A 24,781-nucleotide genomic window follows, 5' to 3' on the forward strand; every position below is an offset into this window, starting at 1 on the left:
AACCTTTGAAGGGATACGAACATGGCAAAGCGCCGGAACTTTACAGATCAGTTTAAGGCCAAGGTGGCGTTGGAAGCGCTGCGTGGCGACAAGACCGTGCAGGAGATCGCGGCGAAGCATCAGTTGCACCCAAATCAGGTCAGCACATGGAAGCGGCAGGCCATCGAGGGCATGGCCGATGTGTTCTCGGGTGGCAAGCAGAGCGGCCCGACCGAGGCGGAAGTAAAGGAACTTCACGCCAAGATCGGGAGGCTGGCGGTCGAGAACGATTTTTTGTCGGAAGGGCTGAAGCGATGAGCCCTGGAAAGAAACGCGCGATGATCAACCGGGATCACCCCAAGCTGAGCATCAGCCAGCAGTGCAAGCTGGTGAGCCTGAGCCGGTCGGCGTTCTACTACACGCCCGCCGGGATCGACGCCGACACGCTGTCGATGATGAAAGAGATCGACCGGGTGTTCACCAAATACCCATTCTTCGGGTCGCGCCAGATCGCGGCCTATCTGCGCCGGGAAGGCATTGTTGTTGGCCGCCATCGCGTCAGGCGATTGATGGCGAAGATGGGTCTTGAAGCGGTCTACAAGCGCCCACGAACCAGCCAGCCGCATCCTCAGCACCCGGTCTTCCCGTATCTGCTGAGGAAGATGGTGATTGACCGACCGAACCAGGTCTGGTGCGCCGATATCACCTTTGTGCCAGTCAGAAATGGCTTCCTCTATCTGGTGGCAATCATGGACTGGGCGACGCGCAAGGTGCTGAGCTGGCGGTTGTCGAACACGATGCACGCCGACTTCTGCGTCGAAGCACTGAGCGAGGCCATCGCCAGGTACGGCCCGCCTGAGATCATGAACACAGATCAGGGATCGCAGTTCACCGGATCGGCCTGGATCACGACGCTGACCGAGGCGGGCGTGCGCATCTCGATGGACGGGCGCGGGCGTTACCTCGACAACATCTTCATCGAACGCCTCTGGCGATCCCTGAAGCAGGAGGCCATCTATCTCGAAGAAATCAATGAAGGCTTCCGGGCCCGTCGTGTCATCAAGGGCTGGATGGCATTCTATAACACCAGCCGACCCCATTCCGCGCTTGATCGGCAGACGCCGGACGACGCATATTGGGCAGGCTTGGAAGAGCGACACGCAGCATGAAACCTAAACCCGATACACCTTAGAAACGCTGCAAACCTGTCCGAAAAGATGGGACCACTTCACACGTCAACGCACAGTGAAAGCCAGAGAAAGGGAAGCCCGGGTGCCGGGCTTGAAAGGATAGAGAGAGGCTCATCCGGGTCCGGCGAGACAAGGACCCTGACCATGGCCAAGACCACGACCCGCCCGAATCCCACCACCTCAAAAAAGACCGAAGCCGTTGGATCGGCCGCGCCTGACGGCGGTGCCGACATCCGGATGATCCCGCTCGACAAGCTGGAGCCGAGCCCACTCAACGTCCGCAAGGTGGCCGCAAGCGCCAGCGACGATGCCGAGATTCTTGCGAGCATCCGCGAGACGGGAATCAAGCAGAACCTGGTGGTTCACGCACTTTCCGAGACACGTTTTGCCGTCGACGCAGGCGGTCGTCGCCTCAAGGCGCTGAAACAACTCGCCGAGGACGGTGTGATCCCCGCTGATCATCCAGTGCCCTGCCTTGTCGAGGACGAGCGCAACGCCATCCTTACCTCGGCCACAGAAAACCTCCAGCGCGCGGCGATGCATCCGGCAGACCAGTTCGAGGCCTTCGACAAGATGATCGGCGAGGGTCGCAGCGAAGACGAGATTGCGCTCAAATTCGGCGTCTCCGTCGACCTGGTGCGCCGTCGCCTCAAACTCGCCCGTGTCGCACCCGAAATCATCGAGCAGTTTCGTGCCGGTGATCTGACCCTCGAATGCGTGATGGCTTTCACGCTGACCGACGACCATGACCGCCAGCTCGCGGTCTGGAACGCCGTGAAGGGCGGCTATCACATCCATCCGCAGAGCATCAAACGTCAGCTGACCGGGGCCGCACATTCGGCGAACTCGGCAATTGGTCGATTTGTCGGCATCGAGGCGTATGAGGCGGCGGGCGGGGTTCTGCTGCGGGATCTCTTCGACGACCGGGCAACCGCTCATATGGAAAACCCCGACCTCTTGGAGCGTCTCGCCATTGAGAAACTGCAGGCTGCGGCCAAACCCTTCGAAGGGATATGGAAATGGGTCGAAGTGCATCTTTCGGTGGATTATGGCGCGTTTCGCAGTTTCGGGCGGGTCTATCCGCAGGACATCGAACCGGATGCGGACATGCTGGCCGAGGAGGAACGTCTCATCGCGCGTGAGGAAGAATTGGCGGCGCAGAACGACGGGGAGGACTGGACCGACGCGGAGACCGAAGAATACTACGCCATCGAGCCGCGTTTGCGCGAAATTGAAGCCATGCAGCGCGAACGGCAACCCTATGCCGAGGCAGATCGCGCTATCGCCGGTGTAGTCCTGACCATCGGCCATGACGGGGTGTTGCGCGTCGAGAAAGGCCTGGTGCGGCCCGAGGACATTCCTGTTGCGCCCGAACCGGACGATACCACCGCAGATCCGGATGGCGCTCCCTCCCCTGCCCGCCCACAGGTGACGCCGCCGACCTCCTCCACGCCGGTGCCGAGCTCCGACCCGGCCGCGACGTTGCGCAAGGCGGACGGGATTTCGGCGAGCCTGGCCGACGATCTGCGCGCCACGCGTCAGCACATCCTGCGGGCGCATCTGGCGGCGGATTTCGAGGTGGCTTTCGATGCGATGCTCTACGCGCTCTGCGAGCAGGCTTTGGGGCGGTCCTACAACAACGAGGCGCTCGATATCTCCATCCGGCCCTTCCAGGCGCAAAACCGCGAGGTGCTGCATGCGGACACCGTCGCTCAGAAGATGCTTGAGGCGTTGGAGCAGGACCTCGCCACCGACTGGATGAAGCTGGAGAAACCCGATGACTTCCGGGCGATGTCGGCCCTGCCCATTGCGGACAAGCAGGCGCTTTTCGCCTGGGCGACGGGTCTCGCGGTCAAGCCGCAGCTCTCCTCTGACAATCGCCCCTCCCACATCATTGAGGAGATTGGTGCGCGGCTCGACGTCGATGTGGCGGCCTGCTGGCGCCCGAGTGCCCAGAACTACTGGGGTCGCGTCAACAAGGGGCATGCGGTGGCCACGGCGCGCAAGCTCATCGGCGATGATTACGCCGAGGATCGCAATCGCGAACGCAAGGGCGATCTCGCAGCCGCGATGGAGCGCGCTTTCGCGGAAACGGCCGGCGAGACGGAAGGTTTCGACGCGGCGACGGCAGCAAAGACAACGCGCTGGCTGCCAGACGGGATGGTGTTTGCCGGTGCGGCGGAGGCCGACGCCAAAATGATTGGCGATGCGCCCGAGGCGGAGGAAGGCGACGTGCCTGCCGCAGACGCTCTGGCCGAGGCGGAGAGCAATGAACCATCGTCCTTGCCCGCCTTCCTTAGCGGAGATGCGGCCTGACGAAGCGAACACCGACCTGATCACGACATGAGCTTTGGGCCGCCCTCACATCGAGGGCGGCTCTTTCCGGCTGACGGGTTGCCGACAGCCGATATCGGATCGGCTGGCCCGTCCCGGAGACATCCTATGACCACCAGACTCGACCTCGATCCTGTTCAGGAAGCCGCACGCATCGCCGCGCAGAATGACGCGTTTCGCAATTCCATCCTCGGCAATCCTTCCGTTGCCGATGCCCCGCAGGGACAGTTTGTGATGACATGTGGCGTCGCCGCGCTTGGACCCGACGCACAACTGGAACTCACACGCCGCGTTGCCGCGTTCGACGCCTTCAATGCCGACAGTGACCCGCAGGGATTGCACGAGATGGGGGTCATCGAATTCAATGGCACGAAGGTTTGGTTCAAGATCGACTTGTACGACGTCGATTATCAGTACGGCTCGCCTGAGCCTTCCGACCCGAAACAGACGCGTCGCGTGCTGACCTTGCTTCTCCCGTCGGAATACTGACGCCCTCCACCCCCAATCGCCGCCCCGGGCCGTCCTTGCATAAAGGGCGGTCCTTTCGGGCTGGCGGGTTTCAAGGGGCGCGATGATCGCGTCCGGCCTGCTGCAGGAGACCAGAGATGGCCAAGACACTCGATTACCAGATCACCCTCTATCCCGCGCATCGTGACGGCGCCTTCGTTGTTACCCAGTTCCATATGATGGCGACCTACCCCGAAAAGCGCGTCCAGGCCGCGGGCATGGACGATTTGATCGACAAGGTGACGCAGTTCGCAATGGAGCATGGTGAGAGTTGCAGTGCTTCGGTGCGTTGCCTCGCCCCGCGCAAACCGCCGGGGTTCAAGCGCGCGACCGAGAATCTGTATTTCAACCTGGTTGACCGGACGGCTGAAAACCGCGGCGACGCTGCGGCCTGAAGCCCCCCAAAGGAAACTCCGGGGCGGCCTCGCGTAACGGTCGCCCTCCCCTCTCCCAATTCCAAAGGACAAAAAGACATGACACAAGCGACTGATTTCTACGCACAGATGCTCGAATCCCAGAGACGCGCATCCGAAGAGCGGGGCGAGACTCGCGCTGCCCTTCTCTCCGAGCTGCGTGCCTTCGGCGTGACCAGCATCGAGGTGCAATATGAAGGCTACGGCGATTCCGGCAATGTCGAGGATGTCGTCGTGACACCCGACACGATCACGCTGACAGAAGAGTTGCGACGCCGGGTTGAAGATTTTGGTTGGGATTTCGCCTATGCGCTGAGCCCCGGATTCGAGAACAACGAGGGCGGTTATGGCGAGCTGACCTGGGCGCTCGAGACGGACAAGATCGATGTTAGCCACTCGAACCGCTATATCGAAACCAACACCACCGAACACGAGGGGCTCTGACATGGCACATCCCCTCCACCACGCCGAAAGCTCCGCCCGAAAATTCGGCGGTGTTCCAGATGACTATCAGTTCGTGCATGACTGGTTTGACTCATCCAAAGAGCACCTAGGTCTCTTTGTTCACAGAGCCCAAAAACATCATACAGTCGGGATCTATGATGCCGAACGTCACTTCGGCCGCAGCCTGACCAACAGCGCGGGCCGGGTCGTCCCGATCCGCTGGATCGGTGAGCAGCATGTGCGCGAGGACTGCCAGGGACGGATCCCGTCGCTGGCGGACTGGCTTGTCCGCATTCAGCCGGAACCGTGGATGGCCAATGGCCGGATCGACAACGATCCTACGCAGATTGTTGGCGATCCGCGTGCGGTCTGGATCGAGGCGGTCTCCAATCACCAGACCATTCTCGGTTTTGAGGACTGGCTGCTGAAGGTCTCTGTCGAGCACATCCAGCATCGCCAAAACCGCGCCGCTGCCTGATCCGCCGGCCAGAAAACTCACCAACCACCGGATCCCATCCACTTCGACCCGCCTGCGCCACAACCGGCTTGGCGGGTCGATTGCGTTTCAAGAAAGGATATCGACATGCAAGACCCTGTCTACGAGGAGGCCTACCAAGGCCACGTCATCAAGATCTATCACGACCCCGATTCTGAGAACCCAAGGGAGTGGTCCAACCTCGGAGCGCTGATCTGTTGGCACCGCCGATACCGGCTGGGGGACAGCCACCGGTTCGACTGCCCCGAGGCGTTCCTGCGCGATCTTGCGGGCGTCTCGGATCAGAGCGATCTTTCACTGGATCGCCTCCGCGAGCGCGCCGAGCGCAAGGCAATCATCTTGCCCGTGTACCTCTACGACCATTCCGGCCTCGCGATGAACACCATCGAGTTCCATTGTCCGTGGGATTCCGGCCAAGTTGGCTTTGTATACGTAACGCTCGAAACGGTTCGAAAGGAGTTCGGCGCGAAGCGCGTCACCAAGGCGATGCGCGAAAAGGCCAAGGACATTCTGCGCGCTGAGATCGTCACCTTCGATGCCTACCTCGGCGGACGGGTTTATGGCTATGTCGTCGAGCGTGACGGTGAAGAGATCGACGCCTGTTGGGGGTTCTTCGAGCACTATGATCTGGACTGCCTGTCCGAGGCGCGGGCGGTTGTAGATCCTCTGATTTTGCGAGAGGTACAAAGACCCGCCGCTGCGGAACAGGGCGCAAGCCCACCCCCGAGTTGAAACGCCCGCAATACTCATATATCTTATTCATGCGTATTACGGAGGTGAGCATGGCAAGCACAAGCGTCACACTTGGCCCCCATTGGGACGAATTCATCGCCCTGATGCTTAAAGAGGGGCGTTACGGGTCAACCAGCGAGTTGATCCGCGCCTCTCTGCGCCTGATGGAGGAGCAGGAAGGTCAGCGGGCGCGGCTTCGCGTTGCGCTGATGGAGGGCAAACAATCCGGTGACGCCGGTCCGCTTGACATGGATGAGATCAAGCGCGACGCGCGGAGCCGCTCTGGCGCTTCTGATGCGTGACATTCATCACTCTCAGGCGGCAAAATCCGACCTCGTCGATATCTGGGTCGAGACAGACCGACAGTGGGGCGAGGCGCAGGCGGACCGCTATCTCGATGATATCGATCGCGCCCTGAAGGGTCTCATCGCCAACCCGCAAATGGGGTCTGACTGTTCCGATCTCTTGCAGGGTGCGCGTAAACTGATCACGGGCCGGCACCTCGTGTTCTACGAGGTGGACCCGGACAGGATCTTCGTGATCCGAGTCTTGCATCAGTCCATGGACGTGCCGAGGCATCTGCGGTCGTCCTGATAACGGGCGAATTCGCACCGGGGCTTTGCCATGAAAGAGCGAGAGGCAGGGCAGGAGGGGTGACCCCTCCCGGGTGAGAGAGTGCGCGCGGGGCTTGGGGCCAACCCTAAACCCCGGAGATTGCCGATGAACGCTCACCCCCATTCCGTCCAACTTGCAACCGAGCCCGACGCCCCTGCCCTGCCAGAGGCTCCGGGCTTCGCCCAACACCTGATGCAGGTTGCGAAAGCCCTCGTCCCCCTGTTCGAGGCGGGCAGGTCCATCGACGCCGCCGCCCTTCGCACTGCGATGGAGCAAGCCTTCGGTGCCAGCGACACCAGCGGCTCCTGGATCTGGAAGGATGCTTACGAAGCCGCAGAGGTCGCCCAGATCCTGATGCTTTCGCGCTACGGTGCGCTGATGCAGCGCCAGGTATCCGCGCCGCGGGCATTTCTCACCATGATCGAGCGTCTCGCCGGTCTGGCCCCCTCCCACACGCGGCGCTCTGAAGACAGTGTCCGCCTGCAACAATTCTCGACCCCTCTGCCCCTCGCGGCCATCGTTGCGCAGGCGGCGGGCTTTCGGGACGACGACCTGGTGCTCGAGCCTTCGGCCGGTACCGGCCTGCTGGCGATTTTCGCAAAGATTGCAGGCGCTCGCCTGGCGCTGAATGAGCTTGCCGAGACCCGCCGCGCCCTGCTGGGACATCTGTTCCCCGGTGCAGTCGTCTCGGATCACGATGCCGCCTCGATCGATGACCGGCTGGATCGGTCGATCACGCCCTCGGTCATCGTGATGAACCCACCGTTTTCTGCGGCCAACCATGTCGACGGCCGGTTCCGGCAGGCCACCAGCCAACATGTCCTGTCCGCCCTAGCGCGTCTCGCGCCGGGTGGGCGGCTTGTCGTCATCACCGGCGAGAGCTTCCGCCCCTCGACGAAATCCTTTCAGTCGACGTTTCAGCGGATCGCACAAAGCGCCGATGTGGTATTTTCCGCCGCTATCGACGGCAAGGTCTTTGCGCGGCATGGCACCACGATCGACACACGGCTGACGGTGATCGACAAGCGTGCGACTGGCGCTGATGAGATCGCATCGGTCGAAAGCGAGGCCGTCTACCATCCGATCTGCGCGACCACCGCCGACCTTCTCAACGCAGTGCTCACCCACTGCCCGCAGCGCCACAGCCCCTCGCCCTGCCCCACCAGTACGGCCCTGTCGGCTCCGACCGCTTCGACCCGCACCAACCTGCAGGCCCTGCGCAATGCCGCGCGCAAGGAAACCCGTGCCCTCGCCGAAGAACGCGCAAGGCACCCGTTTGACGATATCACGACGGCCCCGATCGACTACCTGCCGAAGGCTTGGAGCCAACCCGACGGCACGCTGCAGGACACGGTCTACGAGGCCTATGACCTTCAGGCGATCAGGATCGATGGCGCGGCGGAACATCCGACCGCGCTGGTGCAATCCACCGCCATGGCCTCGGTGCCGCCGCCCGTGCCGACCTATCGTCCCATCCTGCCGAAGAACCTCGTTCAGGACGGCCTTCTTTCTGCGCCGCAGCTGGAAAGTGTCATCTATGCGGGCAACGCGCATGAGACGCATCTCAAGGGCTGGTTCAAGCGCGGCGAGATCGAAGGCCAGTTGATGGCGGCGGCCGAGGGCGACGAAGGCGCGTTTCGCCTGCGCAAGGGCTGGTTTCTGGGTGATGGCACGGGATGCGGTAAAGGGCGACAGGTTGCCGGTATCATCCTCGATAATTGGCTCAAAGGGCGCCGACGGGCGGTCTGGGTCTCGAAGAGCGACAAGCTCATCGAAGATGCGCGTCGCGACTGGATAGCGCTCGGGGGACGCGAAAGCGATATCGTGCCGCTCTCGAAGTTCCGCCAGGGCAGCGACATCCGCCTGCCCGAGGGCATCCTCTTCGTCACCTACGCCACGCTGCGCTCGGCTGAACGTGAGGGCAAAGCCTCCCGCCTCGATCAGGTCACGTCCTGGCTCAGCGATGGGTTCGACGGGGTCATTGCTTTTGATGAAAGCCATGCCATGGCGAATGCTGCCGGAGAAAAGTCCGACCGCGGCGACAAGAAGGCGTCCCAGCAGGGCCTCGCTGGCCTCGCGCTGCAGAACGCCGCGCCCGATGCACGGGTTCTCTATGTCTCGGCGACCGGTGCCACAGTCGTCGGCAATCTTGCCTATGCTTCGCGCCTCGGTCTCTGGGGCACCGGCGATTTCCCCTTCGTGACGCGGGCCGAGTTCGTCGCCGCGATGGAGGCCGGGGGCATTGCGGCCATGGAGATGATCTCGCGCGACCTGAAGGCGCTTGGGCTCTATCTGGCGCGGTCCCTCTCCTATGCCGGGGTCGAATACGAGATGCTGGTCCATGAGCTGAGCCCCGCTCAAGTCGCCATATACGACAGCTACGCCGATGCCTACCAGATCATCCACAACAACCTTGAGGCAGCGCTTCAGGCCTCGGGTATTTCTTCTGAGACCGGCACGCTGAACGCCCAAGCGAAATCCGCCGCGCGTTCGGCCTTCGAGAGCAACAAGCAGCGCTTCTTCAACCATCTCATCACCGCCATGAAATGTCCCTCGCTGATCCGCGCCATCGAGGCGGACCTTGCAGCAGGGCACTCGGCCGTGATTCAGGTGGTCTCGACCAGCGAAGCGGTGATGGAACGCCGCCTTGAAGAGATCCCTTCCTCGGACTGGGACGATCTGCAGGTCGATTTCACGCCGAGGGAGAACATCATGGACTACCTGATGCACAGCTTCCCGACGCAGCTTTTTGAGCCTTACACCGACGAGAATGGCGATCTGCGCTCGCGCCCCGCCCTCGATTGCGATGGCAACCCGATCATCTGCCGCGAGGCGGAGCGGCGGCGGGATGATCTTGTCGAGCATCTTGGGGCCCTCGCCCCGGTGCAGGGCGCGCTCGACCAGATCCTCTGGCATTTCGGAGGCGATGCAGTGGCTGAGGTCACGGGGCGCAAGCGGCGCATCGTCAAGACGCGTGAGGGGCGGCTCAAGGTCGAGAACCGCCCCGCCTCCTCCAACCTCGGCGAAACCCAGGCCTTCATGGACGATGCAAAACGCATCCTGATCTTCTCCGATGCGGGTGGCACCGGGCGCAGCTACCACGCCGATCTCGGGGCCAAGAACGAGCGCCTTCGGGTGCATTACCTCCTGGAGCCCGGGTGGAAGGCCGACAATGCGATTCAGGGTCTCGGGAGGACCAACCGCACGAACCAGGCGCAGCCGCCACTCTTTCGCCCCGTCGCCACAGACGTGAAGGGCGAGAAGCGCTTTCTCTCCACCATCGCCCGCCGCCTCGACACGCTGGGTGCCATCACCAAGGGACAGCGCGAGACCGGCGGTCAGAACATGTTCCGTGCCGAGGACAACCTTGAGAGCCCCTACGCACGCGCTGCGCTGCGCCAGTTCTTCTACAAGCTGCGTGCGGGTAAGATCGAGGCCTGCTCCTATGCGAAATTCCAGGAGATGACTGGGCTGACGCTCGATGAAGCGGATGGCACGATGAAAGAGACCCTGCCGCCGATCCAGCAGTTCCTGAATCGTTGCCTCGCGCTCCGCATCGACATGCAGGACGCGATCTTCGAGGCCTTCGGCGGGTTCCTCTCGGCCATCATCGAAGATGCGCGCCAGGCAGGCACGCTCGATGTCGGCCTCGAAACGCTCAAGGCCGAGAAATTCGAAATCGTCGACCGCAAGGTCATCTTCGAGCACGGGGCTACGGGCGCAACGGCAACTGCGCTGACCGTGGAGCGTACCGATCGCAACGATCCGCTCACCCTGCCCCGGATCAAATCGATCTGCGCAAATACGGACGGCGCGACGCTGTGCTGGAACACCTCCTCCAAACGCGCGGCGCTGATGGTGAATGCGCCGGCCTTCATGGACGAGGACGGCGTGCCGATCCTGCGGGTGAAGCTTCTGCGTCCGATGGCCACAGAAATCCTCGCGCTGACCGAGTTCTCGAAGTCGCACTGGGAAGAGATCGATGATGCGATATTCGAACAGCTCTGGCAGGCCGAGGTCGAGGCAGTGCCGGAGTTCACCACCTCAAAGATTACGCTCATCTGCGGGCTTCTCCTGCCGATCTGGGATCGGCTTCCCGCTGACAACATGCGCATCTACCGCCTTCAGACCGAGGATGGGGAGCGCGCCATCGGTCGACTGGTCAGCCAGGAGCAGCTTCTCAATGTCTTTGCACGCCTTGGTCTCGATTGCCAGATCGAGATGACGCCGCGGGAAGTGCTCGCCGCCGTGATGGAAGCCAGGACGACGCTGAACCTCCTCGGCGGCTATCAGCTGCGCCGGTCGCTGGTCATGGGGCAGCCGAGGCTTGAGCTGATAGGTGCTTCAGGCGCGGCCCTGCCCGGACTGAAGGCAATGGGCTGTTTCACGGAAGTGATCCAGTGGAAGACGCGGGTGTTCATTCCGGTCGACGGCATCGAGGTGCTGACACGGGTCCTTGCCGAGCATCCAGTTGGCGCCGGCACATCGGAGGCCGCCGCATGAGCGCGCGCCACAGTATCGCGGACCTCTCGGCCGATCTGGCAGACCATGCCGAGAGTTTCTGCCGCCAGTATTTCCCCGAGGGGCGCAAGCTGGGTAATTATTGGCAGGTCGGCGACACGTCCGGTGCAAAGGGCCAGAGCCTCGCCATCCGTCTGCAGGCGCAGGTTGGTCGTAAAGCCGGGTCCTGGCAAGATTTCGCGACGGGTGAATATGGCGACCTGATCGACCTGCTGCATGAACGGCTTGGGTCTGTCACGCTCAAGGAGACCCTGAGGGAGGCTCGATCCTTCCTCGGCGAAGCCCCCTGCCCTGCCGTACCTCGAGACACCCAAAGGGCTGAGCGCCCGGATGCAGCCTCCAGCAAACGCATCGCGCGGGCGCGCAAACTTTTCGCTGCTGGCAAGCCGGTGTTTGGCACCTTGGCCGCCACCTATCTGCAGGGGCGCGGGATCACACGGCTCGGCCCGGCCCTGCGCTATCACGCGCGTGTCTTCCTGCGGCAGGGCGAGGACGACCCCGATCTGCTGGAACGGGCCCCTGCCCTACTGGCAAAGATCACCGACAATCGCGGCCAGATCACCGGATGCGCAAGGGTTTTTCTCGACCCGTCCACCGGCGGTTTGGCCGAGATCGAGAGCCCGAAGCGGATCCTCGGACAGCTGCACGGCCATGCCATCCGCTTCTGGTCCGGCAAGGCGCGCAGCGATCTCATCGTCGGTGAAGGTCTCGAGAACACCCTCTCGGTCGGCACGGCTCTCCCCGAGTTCGATCTCGCCTCCTGTCTCACTGCCACCCATCTCGGCCTCTTCATCCCGCCGCCGAGGATCAAGCGTATCTGGATCGCGCGGGACAATGACGAAGCTGGACGCGACGCATCAATAAGATTGCTTAACCAACTGGAATCGCTTGGAATTACCTGTGGTGATCTCGTACCAAACATGGGCGATTTCAACGACGATCTGCGGGCATTTGGCAAAGATGCGCTGCGCCGTTCTCTGCTAAAGGCCATGAAAGCACAAGGTCTGGAGATCGAGGACGGGTGACCGCCAACCTCCCCGGGGATGCCTGACCGGGCAAAGGTTTCGCCGGTTCTACCTGATCCCGTTTGGACAAGGGGAGCGATGGACCGGCGGGTCGGAGCAGAGTGCTCCTCGCCCGGGCAGCAATGCGCCCGCTACCCGGAAAATTCCCCTGCCCCACCACATGACCGTGGCGGGCCATTCCTCGCGGGAACAATTTTCCGGTCCGGGTCACATTCTCCGCTGCGCTCCGATCCTGACGGATGCGGCCCGGTCGCCGCCGGTCCTGTTATCGCCCCATCCAAATCGGGTCAGATCAAACAGAGGAACCAGACAATGCCCCATCAGACAGACATCCAAGAGGAAACCGGCGTGACCTCCGCCATCCTCGACCACCTCGCACTTCACGTCGCAACGCCCGGGCCCGGCGAGACCGATCATCGCCCCCTGCCCCAGCCCGACGAGGTCGAACTCGCCATGGCGACGCTCTTTGACACCACCATCGGCCTCCTCACCGGAAGCCAGTTGGAAGACAATCTCGAAGAGATGCTCTGGTCCCTGACCTCGATCTTCCATCGCCGGCTCACCCATATCCAGAAGCTCCTCGATGACAACGAATTCGAGGTCCGGGAAAGTCTGGCCATCCAGGACGGCTCCGAGGTCGCCTCGGTCGAACTCGAGCGCCTCCAGATGATCGGGCTGAAGCTCTGGGACCATCGCGACGCTTTCGAGCAGATGCGCGATCTGGCCGTGGACCACTTCTCGGCCGCCACCGGTTCACCCTGGCTGCCCCGCACCGGATCCAAGGTCTCGCATCGCGGTCTCACCTCCGCCGTGGTGGACAGCCGGGCCTATCTCTCGGCCAAGCGGCGCAAGGAGACCGAGGTTCACTGCCCCGAAGGCACGCGGATCGCCTTCTCGGGCGGGGACTATCACGCCTACGACCTGATCTGGTCCGTCCTCGATGCCACCCATGCGAAATACCCAGACATGATTCTTTTACACGGCGGCACACCAAAAGGTGCCGAGATGATCGCTGCCCGCTGGGCAGATACCCGTGGTGTCACGCAGGTGGCGTTCAAACCCGACTGGAAGAGCCATGGCAAGGCTGCCCCCTTCAAGCGCAACGACAAGATGCTCGAGACCATGCCCCAGGGTCTGATCGCCACGCCCGGTTCGGGCATCACCGAGAATATCGTCGACAAGGCCCGCAAACTCGGCATCCGCATCAAGAGGATCGGGGCTTAGGCCCCGGTTCACGCACCGCGCAGGAGATCCCGCACGACCACAGCCTCGGAGTAATGGAACGCTACCCTTGTGGTGGACTTGGTGCACGACGCAATATCTAGAAAGTGCTTGCACGAATCTGGCTGGTCGGGCAATAGTCTCGAAAAATAACGCGCGGTCACATAAAAAACGCGCCCACGGATCGGGGCAGACATGAGCGAAGCAGAACAGGATCTTGATATCGCCATCGGGCACTACGCGGAACTTCTCGCGTCGAACCTGCATGCTCAGCGCGCTGCGCACTTCCCACCAGATGCAAAGAAGGTGATGCGCACTTTGACCAGCGGCGAAGCTGCTGAGCTCCTTGGCGTCGACCATACCTATCTTCGGAAGCTTCATCGAGAAGGAAAGATCGTTGACGTCGAGACGACGGCGGGAAGTCATCGCCGCTATACGCTCGACGATATCTGGGAAATCCGGCAGACGCTTGAAGGAAATGCAAAAAAGTCTGGAACTTACGTGCCTGGGCGTCGCGACGGTGACGAGCTTCAAGTCATATCAGTGGTGAACTTCAAGGGCGGCTCCGGCAAAACGACGACGTCTGCTCACCTCGCTCAGCGCTTGGCGCTAAAGGGGTACAGGGTTCTTGCGATCGATCTCGACCCCCAAGCATCTCTTTCGGCTCTTCATGGAATCCAGCCAGAACTCGACCTTATGGAGGGCGGAACCCTCTATGATGCCGTTCGCTACGACGATCCGGTTCCGATCGCCGAAGTGATCCGCAAGACTTACATCCGCGGCCTTGATCTTATCCCGGGCAACCTTGAACTCATGGAGTTCGAGCACGAGACGCCTGCTGCTATCCAGCGAGGCGGAGCGAAGGCGTTCTTCGCGAGAGTTCATGACGCACTCGATAGTGTTGAAGCAAACTACGACGTTGTTGTGATCGACTGCCCGCCGCAGCTTGGTTTCTTGACGATGTCAGCACTTTCTGCGTCCTCGGGTGTCCTCGTGACGGTTCACCCGCAGATGCTTGACCTCATGTCGATGTCTCAATTCCTGCGAATGACTGCGGATCTCCTGGGAGTGATCAGGGATGCAGGCGCAAATCTGCGCTTCGATTGGCTGCGCTTCTTGCCAACGCGATACAAAGTCGGCGACGCGCCACAAACCGAAGTCATCGCCTTCATTCGCGGGCTGTTTGGGAGGTCGGTCCTGACCAATCACATGGTTGAATCGACCGCAATATCTGATGCCGGCTTGACCAAGCAAACGCTCTACGAAGCTGACAAAAAGGACTTCACGCGTCAGACGTTTGATCGTGCGATCGAATCCATGAACGCAGTGAACGATGAGATCGCTGAAATCATCCAGAACACATGGGGTCGGAATGGCAAGAAAGCCTAAACTTGGCCTGCCGCTGCAGACCCTTCGCAACGCTCCTGACGCTCTTGAAGGGCGCCGACTGCGTGGCGGTGTATTTGAGATCGATCCGGCGCAGATCCTTACCGAAGGACGGTTGGATGACAGGCTTCAGATTGAAGTTGAGGGCCTGAAGAACTCTATTTCCAAGAACGGTCAGCGTGTGCCCGTCTTGGTGCGCCCACTGGAAGGCGATCGCTACAACCTGATCTATGGCCGCAGACGCTTGGAAGCATGTCGCGAACTCGGTATCAAAGTTCGAGCCATCGTCACAGAGGTTGAGAGTGATCAAGCGCTTCGAGATCAGCTTCTCGAGAACCAAGAGCGTCGTGATCTGAGCTTTATTGAGCGTGCGCTCGTTGCGACGGCACTTCTGGACGGTGATCATTTGGAAGGGGCTGAGCGCACCAATCGAGGTGTCGCCGAAGTCCTTAACCTCCACGAAGCCGGGGTTTCACAACTCTTGAGTGTCGTTCGGACGGTCGGCGAGGAACTCATCCAGGCAATTGGTGCGGCTCCCGGGATTGGTCGCCCGAGATGGGAAGAGCTCAAAAAGGCTTTGGGTGCCTACGACGGTGATCGAGACCAACTGCAAGCCGTAGCTCATGCAGCCAAGTCCGAAAGTTCCGGCTCGGTCGATGAGGTTTCTGAGCGTGCGTTTCTCGCAGTTCTGGCAGCCGCGAAGAGCGCAGAGAAGAAAGCAAGCCCGTCTAGAAAAGGCGTGCCTGCTTTGGCGATCCCCGGTGTCGGAGCTGCGACGGTCAAGACCAGCCGCCAAGGCAAGCAGCTTAAACTCGATCTGACTACGGATGAACCTGATTTTATCAGCTGGTTGGAGGGCAATGCCCCAAAGCTGATTACCGAGCTTCATGAGCGCTGGAAGCGTTCAGAAGACTGAGGAAGAGCAACCAACAAGAAGGAGGCACGATACAGGCAAAAAGAAAAAGGCCCCGAGAAGCTAGCTTCACGAGACCTTTGTAAGGTTTCGCACCGGGATCAGCCCGCTACAAAATCTCAGTTTTCGCACTTCTGAATGTAGCGTTCTGGCCCCTACCCCGCAAGCGCAAAGCGATTCGCGGGCCCTAGAATTTTTGTCTTCGTGAACATTTTCATGGAGTACACACCAATTTCGCCGTTTATGCGGCCGATTTCGCACGCTCATTTGCGCGTCATCGAGCGACCCGAGGCATCTGTTCCGGCCAGACCCGTTAACAAGTGGGAACTCCTGCGCGAGCTCTCCAAGGCGCAAGCGGCCTTTGGGGTCTCGGAACGTGATCTGACTGTTTTGCAGGGGCTCCTCAGCTTCTTTCCGGACGATGCGCTTGGCGGGAACGCCGAGATGGTCGTCTTCCCCTCGAACAAGGCGATCTGCGAGCGCCTGAATGGCATGCCGTGCTCAACGATGCGTCGTCACCTCGCGCGTCTCGTCGAGGCTGGCTTGCTCCAGCGGCGCGATAGCCCCAATGGGAAGCGCTACGTCCGCAAGCACGGCGAAGACCGCGTCGCCTTTGGCTTCGATCTTTCCCCGCTCTACTGCCAGTCCGAGGAGATAGCACGGGCCGCAGAGGCCGTACGTGAGGCTGAGGAGCGCGTCAGGCGCCTGAGAGAGGTCGTAAGCCTCATGCGACGCGATCTCGCGGCCCTCGCCGAGTTCGGAGACGAGATGCAGCCAGGCCTAGGCTTCTGGGATCAGCTTCGCGACAAGGCTGCCCTCACAGCCCGCGCGCTTCGCCGCAAGCTTTCAATTGAGGACCTCGCGGCCTATCGAGCCGATCTTGAAGCTCTCCTTGACCAGGCACGCAACATCATTGATGGCCCTGAAACAGAAGAAATGAACACCAATGATGCCCAATCTGAGCGTCACCATCATAATTCAAATAAAGAATCTATAGATTTTGAGCCGGCTTTAGAAAAAAGCGGGGCGGCGGCGGGTGTGCCAGATGTGGATACGAATGAGCCGGTGGCTGACGTTGATGAACAGGACACAAGACATCTGCCAAAGATCCCGCTTCACCTAGTGATAGCGGCATGTCCCTCGCTGAAGACCTTCTACCAAGGTGAGATCCGGCATTGGCATCAGCTTTTCGATGCGGCGGGCCATGTGCGGCCAGCCATGGGGATCAGTGCGTCTGCATGGGAAGAAGCACAGCGGTTCATGGGTCCGGAGCAAGCGTCGATCGTCGTTGCTGCGATGCTGGAACGCTTCGCCGACATAAGATCGCCTGGTGGATACTTGCGAGCTCTGACTGCCAAAGCTGCGGCCGGCGAGTTCTCCTGTGGGCCGATGGTCATGGCATTGATTGGGCGACGATCTGCAGCTTAACAGCTGTTAAGGTTGAGAGACTGCGTACTTTTCCGCCACCTCGGGACTGTCGACTTAACAGCTGTTAAAGTCCTGCCTCGCGAGCGTCAGAATATGAGAGGGAAAGGGTTGTTGGTTTGAGGGTGACGGGAAGTGAGATCGGAAGAGTGGCTTCCGGCGCCCGTCGTGGAGGAGATCTGATGGCGAAACCTGCCCAGAAAGTCACCCAGTCCCCGTTCCGGGACATTCCCTTCGACAAGCTCGTGCTGAGCCAGTCCAACGTCCGGCGCATCAAGGCCGGCATCTCGGTCGAGGAACTGGCCGAAGACATCGCCCGCCGCGGGTTGCTGCAAAGCCTGTGCGTCCGGCCCGTTCTGGCGGATGATGGGTCCGAGACAGGCAAGTTCAAAATACCCGCTGGCGGTAGGCGCTTCCAGGCCCTGTCACTCTTGGTGAAGCAGAAGCGCCTGGCCAAGACGACGCCCATTCCCTGCTTCGTGCGGGATGCGAAGTCCACGATCCTCGCCGAAGACGACTCGCTCGCCGAGAACATGAAGCGCGCTGTCCTGCATCCACTCGATCAGTTCCGCGCCTTCGTGGCGCTGCAGGAGAAGGGTCAGGGCGACGAAGAGATCGCAACCGCCTTCTTCGTCAGGCCGCAGGTGATCAAACAGCGCTTGAAACTCGCCGTCGTGGCCCCTGCCCTGCTCGAGCTTTATGCCGAGGATGAAATGACGCTGGAGCAGCTGATGGCCTTGACGGTTAACCCGGATCATGAGCGCCAGGTTCAGGTCTGGGAGGCGATCCGCTCGTCCTGGAACAAGGAGCCCTATCAGATCCGGCGGATGCTGACGGAAACCTCGGTGCGGGCATCCGATCGTCGTGCTGTCTTTGTCGGCATCGATGCCTATGAGTCTGCTGGCGGCACCATGTTGCACGACCTCTTCCAGGGCGATGACGGCGGCTGGCTGGAAGACCCCGCCCTGTTCGATCGTCTGGTCAGCGAGAAGCTTCAGGCTGAAGCCGAAGCCATTGCGACCGAAGGTTGGAAATGGATCGAGGTCTCGCTCGACCTGCCCTATGGCTACAGCCACGGTTTGCGGCGGCTGAGCGGAGACCCGGCACCGATGACGGATGACGAAGGCGCGGCCCATGCCAAGCTTCTTGCCGAATACCGGGCGCTCGAAGAGGAATACGAGGGCCAGGATGAATTCCCCGAGGAAGTCGACGCGCGACTTGGCGAGTTGGAAATTGCGATGGAGAAGCTCGAGACTCGGCCGTTGATCTTCGACGATGAAGAGATCGCGCGGGCAGGGGCTTTTGTGACGCTTTATCGCATGGCGAGCTTGTCGTTAATCGCGGCTTTGTCCGGCCCGAGGATGAGCCTCGGGAATACGCTGATGTCTTCAGCTGTGAACCGACAGCAGGGCGCTGAGCTTTCAACGGGGAGTTACGCGGATGGTATCGGCCACGGTACGGAAATCACTTCTGCTGGTCAAGCGCTTGGCGCGAACGCACGCGACGACGAGGACGATGGTGCGTTGAAGCCCTTGCCTGAGCCCGTTCCCGACACCGAGCAGGCTGAAGATGCAGATCTTCTTGACTTCATCAGCTCAGACCGGCCAAGGATTAATGACAGGATGACAGTTCGCAAGATTACAATCCAGCGGCTTTCGTCAGGTTCACGCGGAAGCGGTCGCGGCGGCGTTGGTAGCGGCGGGTCATCTGTGCCGAAGCGTGGCCAAGGTGCTTCTGCACATACCGCTCGTCCACCTCGGCCGAACTGGCGAGACCTGCGCGCAGAGAATGGCCAGAGAACAGTGCCAGGCGTTCCTTTTCGGGCAGTTCGGATCGGATGCCGGCGTCCAGGACCGTTCGCTTGATCAGCCGCGCGACATGCTTGTCGTTCAGCCTTGTCTCCAGGGCCTTCTTTCCACCCCGAGTGGTGCCGACAAAGACCGGCCCGAAGTCGATCCTGGCGAAGTGCAACCACTGCTCGAGCGCATGCACAGGGCAGCTGGAGTTAGACGATCCCAGACCGATCTCGACCTCGCGCCAGCCGGTCTTGGCGTTGAGCGTCAGCACGGCGCCGTCGTCGAGGATCTCGATCCAGCCGCCTGAATCGGGCGTGTCGTCCTTTCCGACATCCAGGCTGACGATCTCGGAGCGGCGGAGCCCGCCGGCGTACCCGAGGAGCAGGATGGCGCGGTCCCTGAGCCCGCGCAGGTCGTAGGGCAGGGTGGCGACCATCGCGAGGATGTCCTCGGCCAGGATCGCTTCCTTCTGCACCGGCGGACGGGCGTGTTTGCGTTTGATCCCGGCCAGCACTGTTGCGATGTGGCGGTTCTTACGATCGAGGACAAAGCCGCGTTGCGCATAGTTCCAGGCAAGGCCGGAGAGGCGACGTTCGATGGTACTGACCGATAGGGCAGGGGAGGGGCCCGCTCCGGACGCCAGGTCTGCGAGATAAAGCCCGATCATTTCAGGCGACGGGGGCAGAGGCTCCGCGCCCTTCATCCGACACCACCGCGCGAAATGCGCCCAATCCTTGGCATAGGCTTTCAGCGTATTGTCAGAAGCTGCGGCGCGCGCATAATCTCGGGCGGCGTCGACCAGGCGATCAAGGCTGCCGGATCCCGCGACGTGGGCGGGTAGGGAGATGTCGTCGCTTTTTTCTTGATCGCTGTCGCCGTTCTGAGCGATACAAAACGCACCAGAGTTTGATGATGTCGACTTCTCGTCCTCTGAGGGCATTTTCCAGTGAATCCGGTGGTGAAATTAAACTGCGTCCTAGCATATCTCTTGATGTCCGATAATGCAAACTTATTGGACATAATGTTGAACCGCAGGTCGGGGCGGTTATTGTGCAATTTTCTGGAATAAAGCGCCGCGCGAGTGTAGGCTCTGGGCATGACATTGGCCCGGTTGGATCACATCAGCGACCTCGACACGTTACCCCGGATGCCCGCTTGGGTCACCTCCGCACGCGTTGAAACCCTTGAAGATGTTGCGTTTTTGTCGGGCGCGGCTCTGAACCACCTGCATGTTGTGCTAGAACGCTCCGAGGTGCCCCAAGCCTTGTTGCGGGACCGGCTCGCGCTGCGCGCGGCTGAGGCGTGCGTCGCGTTCTCTGGACGGTCGGAGCGGACAGCGGAGCTGCGCGATGCGGTGCACCTGTTGCGGCCCGGCGATCTTCCCGGGCCGGCGGGCGAAATCTGCCTGGCCTGGCGGCGCGCTGTGGAACGGCCGCTGTCGATCAAGGCTCTAGGCCGAGCCTTGCCGACCCTCGAGCCGGGCCAGATTGCCGCGTGGCTTGATGCAGGGCAGGGGGCGCCTGTGACCCGGGCCGCGATGGTGTTGGAAGCCGTTCGGCGCGAGGCGCCACGTGCAGACGTCGCAGCGCTGATCCTTGCGGATGCGGCTATGGCGCAGGCACTCGGCTGGGATCATCTCGTGCCGCTGCTGGCCCCAGCCCTTAAACGCGCCGACCTGCGCAAGCATGGCGAAGACCTGCGTCTCGCCTGTCATCGGGCGCTCGTCTCATCTGCGGTCGAGGCCGTGCGTCTCTCCACCGACCTCGCGCGTCGAGCGGCACATCTAAAGGCGGTCGCACCCAAGCTGCGGGCCAAGGGCGCGGGCGACGCGGTCGAGATGTTCCTGACCCGAGATGCCTTGGCTCCTTCGGCTTTGCCCTTGCCGGATCGCGCCGCGCGGCGGCTCTGCGACCGGTTGGTCGACCTCGGCGCCGTGCGCGAGCTGACCGGGCGCGACACCTTCCGGCTTTACGGGGTGTAGCGATGGCGAAGGATCGATCCGACCCAGACCTTGACCGCGCTTTGACCGACCTGCCGCCGGAGCTGCGTTGGCGGGAATGGATGCGCCGGATCGAGGCGGTGCTCTTTGCCTCAGCTTCGCCGGTGCCGCGCGACGACCTGGCCCGCGTGGTGGGGCAGGGGGTGTCGGTCGACCTTCTGGTCGAGGACCTCGCCGCCGATCTGGAGGGCCGGGCCTTCGAGATCGCCCAGGTCGCCGGCGGCTGGATGTTCCGGACCCGGACCGCCTACGCCCCCGCGATCCGCGCGGCGGCGTATGTCGAGGACCAGCTACTCGATCTGAGCGAATTCGACGTCGCGGTCCTGGCCGCCATCGCTTACCACCAGCCGATCACGCGCGACGGGCTGAAGGACATCTTCGGCAAGGAAATCAGCCGCGACCTGATCGGCCGACTGCATGTGCGCGACTTGATCGGGACCGGGCCACGGTCGCCCAGGCGAGGGGCGCCTTATAGCTTTGTGACGACCGAGCAGTTCCTCGTTGCCTTCGGGTTGGAGAGCCTGCATGACCTGCCCGACAGGGAGCAAATTGAGGATGCGGGTTTTCAGGGGGAGCCACCTCAGGTTGGTGTTGGCTGAGTTCCCACTCATTTTCACACTCTGCTTCTTGCCAACATTGGTTGCGGGAATAGGGGACACGAGCGCCACACTCGGCGGACAGAATTGCGATTTTTCTGGTCCGTTGGATGATTTATGTATAGAATTTCATCGTAACGTACGTCGATAAAAAACCTCGAAGAAAGAGCAGCTTAACCGTGGCATCCGCCCAGCAAATCATCGGTCTCGTCAAGAGTCATGCGGAGGGAGACGCCGATCGTTTTTACGATCTGGCTATGCAACTCTCTGCGGCCGAAGAGCAGAAGGGTCATACCCGGCTGGCTGAACAGTTGCGACAATGGGCTGAAGCGGGGCAGAAGCCGCCTGCGAAGCGAACCCCTGCGATCACTCCTATCGCAACACCCCGCGGTGATCTGGCAGAGTTCCTTGCCGCGTCCTATCCGACCGAGCGCCTCGTAGATGTCATCTTGCCAGACAGGATTGAGAGCGAACTCGCGCATCTCGTTGTCGAGACACGAATGCGCGAAAAGCTTGAGGCAAAAGGGTTGAAGCCACGGCGGCGCGTTCTCCTTTCCGGTCCTCCCGGAACCGGCAAGACCCTGAGTGCTTCAGCGCTGGCCGGTGAGCTGCAGTACCCCCTCTTTTCGGTCATGCTCCACGGGCTGATCACGAAGTTCATGGGTGAAACAGCGCAGAAGCTGAAGATGATCTTCGATGCCGTCAAGACGACGCGCGGTATCTATCTCTTCGACGAAATCGACGCTTTGGCAGCGGCCCGGGGCGGTGAGAATGACGTCGGCGAGGCCCGTCGGGTTCTGAACTCGTTCCTGCAGTTTCTGGATGAGGATACTGGGCCTTCGATCGTCATTGCCACTACAAACCTGCCGGGAATTCTTGACCGCGCGGTGCTGCGCCGCTTCGATCTCGTTTTGCCATATGTCATGCCCGATGGCCCGGCCATTCGGCAGGCGCTCGAACGCCGTTTGATCGGCTTCTCACTCGCTCGCATGGGATGGAAAAGGGTGACAGATGTTGCCACAGGCCTCTCGACGGCCGATGTTGTGGCGGCGGCGGAAGATGCCGCTCGACGTGCCGTGCTGAATGATACCGACAAGATTGCGACACAGGATTTGCTTGATGCCCTCGAACGCCGACGGTCGCTCCAAGAATTAGGGACCGATGACAATGGCACGAGACCTTCCGCACTTCCACCTTCGCAATCTCGGACAACCTCGCCCGTTCCAAGCAAAGGGCGGGGGCGGGTCCAAAAGACCAAGTGATGTCCCCAACCGCGCAGCGCACGCCCAAGCATTGCTTCAAGCAATCGACGCGCTGCCAGATATTCCAGCAGCCGAACTTCCCGGCGTCTATCTGGAAGTCCGCTCCCGAGTAGACGAACGTCTGAAAAAGGACAGCTTGGACGCCAGCGGCTTGATGCTTCTGCGCATCGAAGATGCTCCAGTTCCCGGCGGCGCCGAAGAGCGCGCGACGGTTTTTGCGACAGCCAAGGGTATCGAAAAGCTGCGCAAGAAGGTCGAGCAGTTTCGGACTGAAGACACGCCTGATCGCGAGAAAGATGGTGAAATCGTCCCGGGGCGCCCGAAGAACGCGGACCTGGTGCAAAGCGTTGCTGCTATCACGGAAGCGGGGTTGCGTGCCCTCTGGCGCAGCCCTCCAGGCAAATTTCCCGGAGCGGATGTTGCGACCGTCTGGGAGGTTTGGCTCGAGCCTCAAATGACCGAAGCCTTCGTCGCGGCCGCACCAAACTACGGCGTCATAGTGGGAGCGGATCGGCTGGAGTTTCCCGAAGATACCGTTGTGGTCGTACAGGCCGATCGTAATCAACTCGCTCAGGCCGTCCGCCGACTGGGCGGCGTGCGCGCCCTTGCCGCTCCGACCATCACAGCGGACTTCTTCGACGGCTTGCCAGTGGCAGAACAGGCGCATTGGGTCAACGAACTCGCGGGTCGTACGACCTACACTGACAATCCCGATCCTGGCTACGTTGCGCTTTTGGATACCGGTGTCAGTCGCGCCCATCCTCTCATTCAGCCGGCGCTCAGCGTAGATGACCGACATGCCGCCAACCCGGCCTGGGGACTGGAGGATGTGAAGGGCCATGGCACGCAGATGGGGGGACTGGCGCTCTTTGGAGATCTGACGCCGAAACTGCACCAGGGGAATCCGGTTTCTGTCGTGAACCGTCTGGAATCCGTGAAGCTGTTGCCTGATGCAGGGATGAACCCGCATCATCTCCTTGGCGCGGTCACAAGACAGGCGATCAATGCGGTCGAACAGGTCGGCCCCCGACGCCGGACCTTCACCATGACCACGACGACGGGTGAGGACACCCCGCATGACGGCGCTCCGACGTCCTGGTCGACGGAGGTCGATCAGCTCGCTGCCGGTGTTTCAGGTGAGGTGAAACAACAGCGCCTGGTGCTTGTCTCGGCAGGGAATACCGACAACTTCACCTTTGGTGCCGGAAACTACCTCGACCGATGCGATCACGAGGACAACGAAATCGAGTCGCCGGCTCAGGCGTGGAATGTTGTGTCTGTCGGAGCCTTTACAGAGAAGACCGTACTACCAAATGGAGAGCCGGCCCAAGCGCTTGCACCATTCGGCGACTTGTCGCCAGCTTCGAGAACTGCATCGTGGTCGTCCCATTGGCCAAACAAGCCGGACGTCGTCCTTGAGGGTGGAAACTGGGCGCTAAGTGCCATGCCTCCGCCAATGCGGCACGGATGGTTATCGCTCCTTTCGACGCACCACAATTATCCGGTCCGATCTTTCACATTCACCTTCGACACCAGCGCGGCGACAGCGCTTGCAGCGAAGGACGTAACGGAACTCTGGTCCGACTATCCGACGCTTTGGCCCGAGACAGTCCGTGGTCTTTATGTGTCTTCAGCGCGGTGGACGCAGCAGATGCGTGCACATCTGCCGGCCCAGCCGAACAAGGGTCACTACACGCCCCTTTTTCAGCGCTATGGATATGGTGTGCCGGACATGGCCCGTGCCCGCCGCAGCGCGTCGAATGCGCTGACCCTCATCGTGGAAGACAGATAGTGTCCCGGGAGTTGGTGTAACTTTGCTCTTCGGCCTTGGCTCGGCCGCAGTCACAGGGCGGCGATTGTCGCCGGGTCCATGGGGGCAGTGTCGCAAATGGCGGCGACGGTTTCCAGTGTCATGTAGCGCCGCGTG

General features: G+C 61.3%; 20 protein-coding genes and 1 pseudogene. 20 read left to right on the top strand and 1 reads right to left on the bottom strand.

Annotated elements, in window-relative coordinates:
* Positions 1-21 precede the first annotated feature (21 nt).
* The 16 genes and pseudogenes from AB9K35_RS01755 to AB9K35_RS01830 all read left to right on the top strand — a co-directional run.
* Positions 22-1,148 (top strand): IS3 family transposase gene (locus AB9K35_RS01755; RefSeq protein WP_369924169.1). Its coding sequence is split into 2 segments (ribosomal slippage): positions 22-268 and positions 268-1,148, totalling 1,128 coding nucleotides; the frame shifts between segments, so codons are not numbered across the junction.
* 165 nt (positions 1,149-1,313) lie between these two features.
* Positions 1,314-3,485, top strand: coding sequence for a ParB/RepB/Spo0J family partition protein (locus AB9K35_RS01760; protein ID WP_009827031.1), 2,172 nt, complete (start codon positions 1,314-1,316; stop codon positions 3,483-3,485).
* A 126-nt stretch (positions 3,486-3,611) separates the two neighbouring features.
* On the top strand, positions 3,612-3,992 hold the full coding sequence (locus AB9K35_RS01765; RefSeq protein WP_009827032.1) for a DUF3768 domain-containing protein: 381 nt from the start codon (positions 3,612-3,614) through the stop codon (positions 3,990-3,992).
* Positions 3,993-4,108: 116 nt separating this feature from the next.
* Entirely contained in the window at positions 4,109-4,405 is a 297-nt protein-coding gene (locus AB9K35_RS01770; RefSeq protein ID WP_009827033.1) for a hypothetical protein, read from the top strand.
* Positions 4,406-4,483: 78 nt separating this feature from the next.
* Positions 4,484-4,867, top strand: coding sequence for a DUF6878 family protein (locus tag AB9K35_RS01775; protein WP_009827034.1), 384 nt, complete (start codon positions 4,484-4,486; stop codon positions 4,865-4,867).
* Between the two features lies 1 nt (position 4,868).
* Positions 4,869-5,345, top strand: coding sequence for a hypothetical protein (locus tag AB9K35_RS01780; protein ID WP_009827035.1), 477 nt, complete (start codon positions 4,869-4,871; stop codon positions 5,343-5,345).
* A 105-nt stretch (positions 5,346-5,450) separates the two neighbouring features.
* Positions 5,451-6,095 carry a hypothetical protein gene (locus tag AB9K35_RS01785; protein ID WP_009827036.1) on the top strand — a complete coding sequence of 215 codons (645 nt, stop codon included), beginning with the start codon at positions 5,451-5,453 and terminating at the stop codon, positions 6,093-6,095.
* A gap of 50 nt (positions 6,096-6,145) precedes the next feature.
* Positions 6,146-6,397 carry a type II toxin-antitoxin system ParD family antitoxin gene (locus AB9K35_RS01790; RefSeq protein WP_009827037.1) on the top strand — a complete coding sequence of 84 codons (252 nt, stop codon included), beginning with the start codon at positions 6,146-6,148 and terminating at the stop codon, positions 6,395-6,397.
* Entirely contained in the window at positions 6,390-6,689 is a 300-nt protein-coding gene (locus AB9K35_RS01795; protein WP_009827038.1) for a type II toxin-antitoxin system RelE/ParE family toxin, read from the top strand. The genes AB9K35_RS01790 and AB9K35_RS01795 overlap by 8 nt, the downstream gene beginning before the upstream one ends.
* Before the next feature lie 126 nt (positions 6,690-6,815).
* On the top strand, positions 6,816-11,213 hold the full coding sequence (locus tag AB9K35_RS01800; protein ID WP_369924173.1) for a strawberry notch-like NTP hydrolase domain-containing protein: 4,398 nt from the start codon (positions 6,816-6,818) through the stop codon (positions 11,211-11,213).
* The gene (locus tag AB9K35_RS01805; protein WP_009827040.1) at positions 11,210-12,256 is read left to right on the top strand and encodes a toprim domain-containing protein; all 1,047 of its coding nucleotides are present in this window, start codon (positions 11,210-11,212) and stop codon (positions 12,254-12,256) included. The genes AB9K35_RS01800 and AB9K35_RS01805 overlap by 4 nt, the downstream gene beginning before the upstream one ends.
* Before the next feature lie 312 nt (positions 12,257-12,568).
* Entirely contained in the window at positions 12,569-13,480 is a 912-nt protein-coding gene (locus AB9K35_RS01810) for a DUF2493 domain-containing protein (RefSeq protein WP_009827041.1), read from the top strand.
* Between the two features lie 192 nt (positions 13,481-13,672).
* On the top strand, positions 13,673-14,866 hold the full coding sequence (gene repA / locus AB9K35_RS01815; RefSeq protein ID WP_009827042.1) for a plasmid partitioning protein RepA: 1,194 nt from the start codon (positions 13,673-13,675) through the stop codon (positions 14,864-14,866).
* A complete protein-coding gene (gene repB / locus AB9K35_RS01820) occupies positions 14,850-15,779 on the top strand; it encodes a plasmid partitioning protein RepB (protein WP_100161449.1) in 930 nt (309 codons plus the stop codon). Before repA ends, repB begins: the two co-directional genes overlap by 17 nt.
* 213 nt (positions 15,780-15,992) lie before the next feature.
* Positions 15,993-17,204: a plasmid replication protein RepC gene (gene repC / locus AB9K35_RS01825; RefSeq protein ID WP_037954835.1), complete on the top strand. Its 1,212-nt coding sequence runs from the start codon at positions 15,993-15,995 to the stop codon at positions 17,202-17,204.
* A gap of 179 nt (positions 17,205-17,383) precedes the next feature.
* Positions 17,384-18,742: pseudogene (locus AB9K35_RS01830) on the top strand (ParB/RepB/Spo0J family partition protein); the annotation flags it as partial.
* A 97-nt stretch (positions 18,743-18,839) separates the two neighbouring features.
* On the opposite strand, the gene AB9K35_RS01835 reads toward AB9K35_RS01830, so the two are convergent.
* Positions 18,840-19,937 carry a tyrosine-type recombinase/integrase gene (locus tag AB9K35_RS01835; RefSeq protein WP_084353840.1) on the bottom strand — a complete coding sequence of 366 codons (1,098 nt, stop codon included), beginning with the start codon at positions 19,935-19,937 and terminating at the stop codon, positions 18,840-18,842.
* A 156-nt stretch (positions 19,938-20,093) separates the two neighbouring features.
* Here AB9K35_RS01835 and AB9K35_RS01840 point away from each other — a divergent pair, with 156 nt between their 5' ends.
* The 4 genes from AB9K35_RS01840 to AB9K35_RS01855 all read left to right on the top strand — a co-directional run bounded on the left by AB9K35_RS01840 (position 20,094) and on the right by AB9K35_RS01855 (position 24,646).
* On the top strand, positions 20,094-20,978 hold the full coding sequence (locus tag AB9K35_RS01840; RefSeq protein ID WP_369924175.1) for a DUF1403 family protein: 885 nt from the start codon (positions 20,094-20,096) through the stop codon (positions 20,976-20,978).
* 2 nt (positions 20,979-20,980) lie between these two features.
* Positions 20,981-21,595: an SMC-Scp complex subunit ScpB gene (locus AB9K35_RS01845; protein WP_369924176.1), complete on the top strand. Its 615-nt coding sequence runs from the start codon at positions 20,981-20,983 to the stop codon at positions 21,593-21,595.
* 176 nt (positions 21,596-21,771) lie between these two features.
* Positions 21,772-22,854 (top strand): AAA family ATPase, encoded by a 1,083-nt coding sequence (locus AB9K35_RS01850; protein WP_017467133.1) that lies wholly within the window; start codon positions 21,772-21,774, stop codon positions 22,852-22,854.
* Between the two features lie 31 nt (positions 22,855-22,885).
* The gene (locus AB9K35_RS01855) at positions 22,886-24,646 is read left to right on the top strand and encodes a S8 family peptidase (protein ID WP_369924177.1); all 1,761 of its coding nucleotides are present in this window, start codon (positions 22,886-22,888) and stop codon (positions 24,644-24,646) included.
* Positions 24,647-24,781: the final 135 nt, after the last annotated feature.

This window comes from Leisingera sp. XS_AS12, assembly GCF_041224635.1.
Classification (GTDB): domain Bacteria; phylum Pseudomonadota; class Alphaproteobacteria; order Rhodobacterales; family Rhodobacteraceae; genus Leisingera.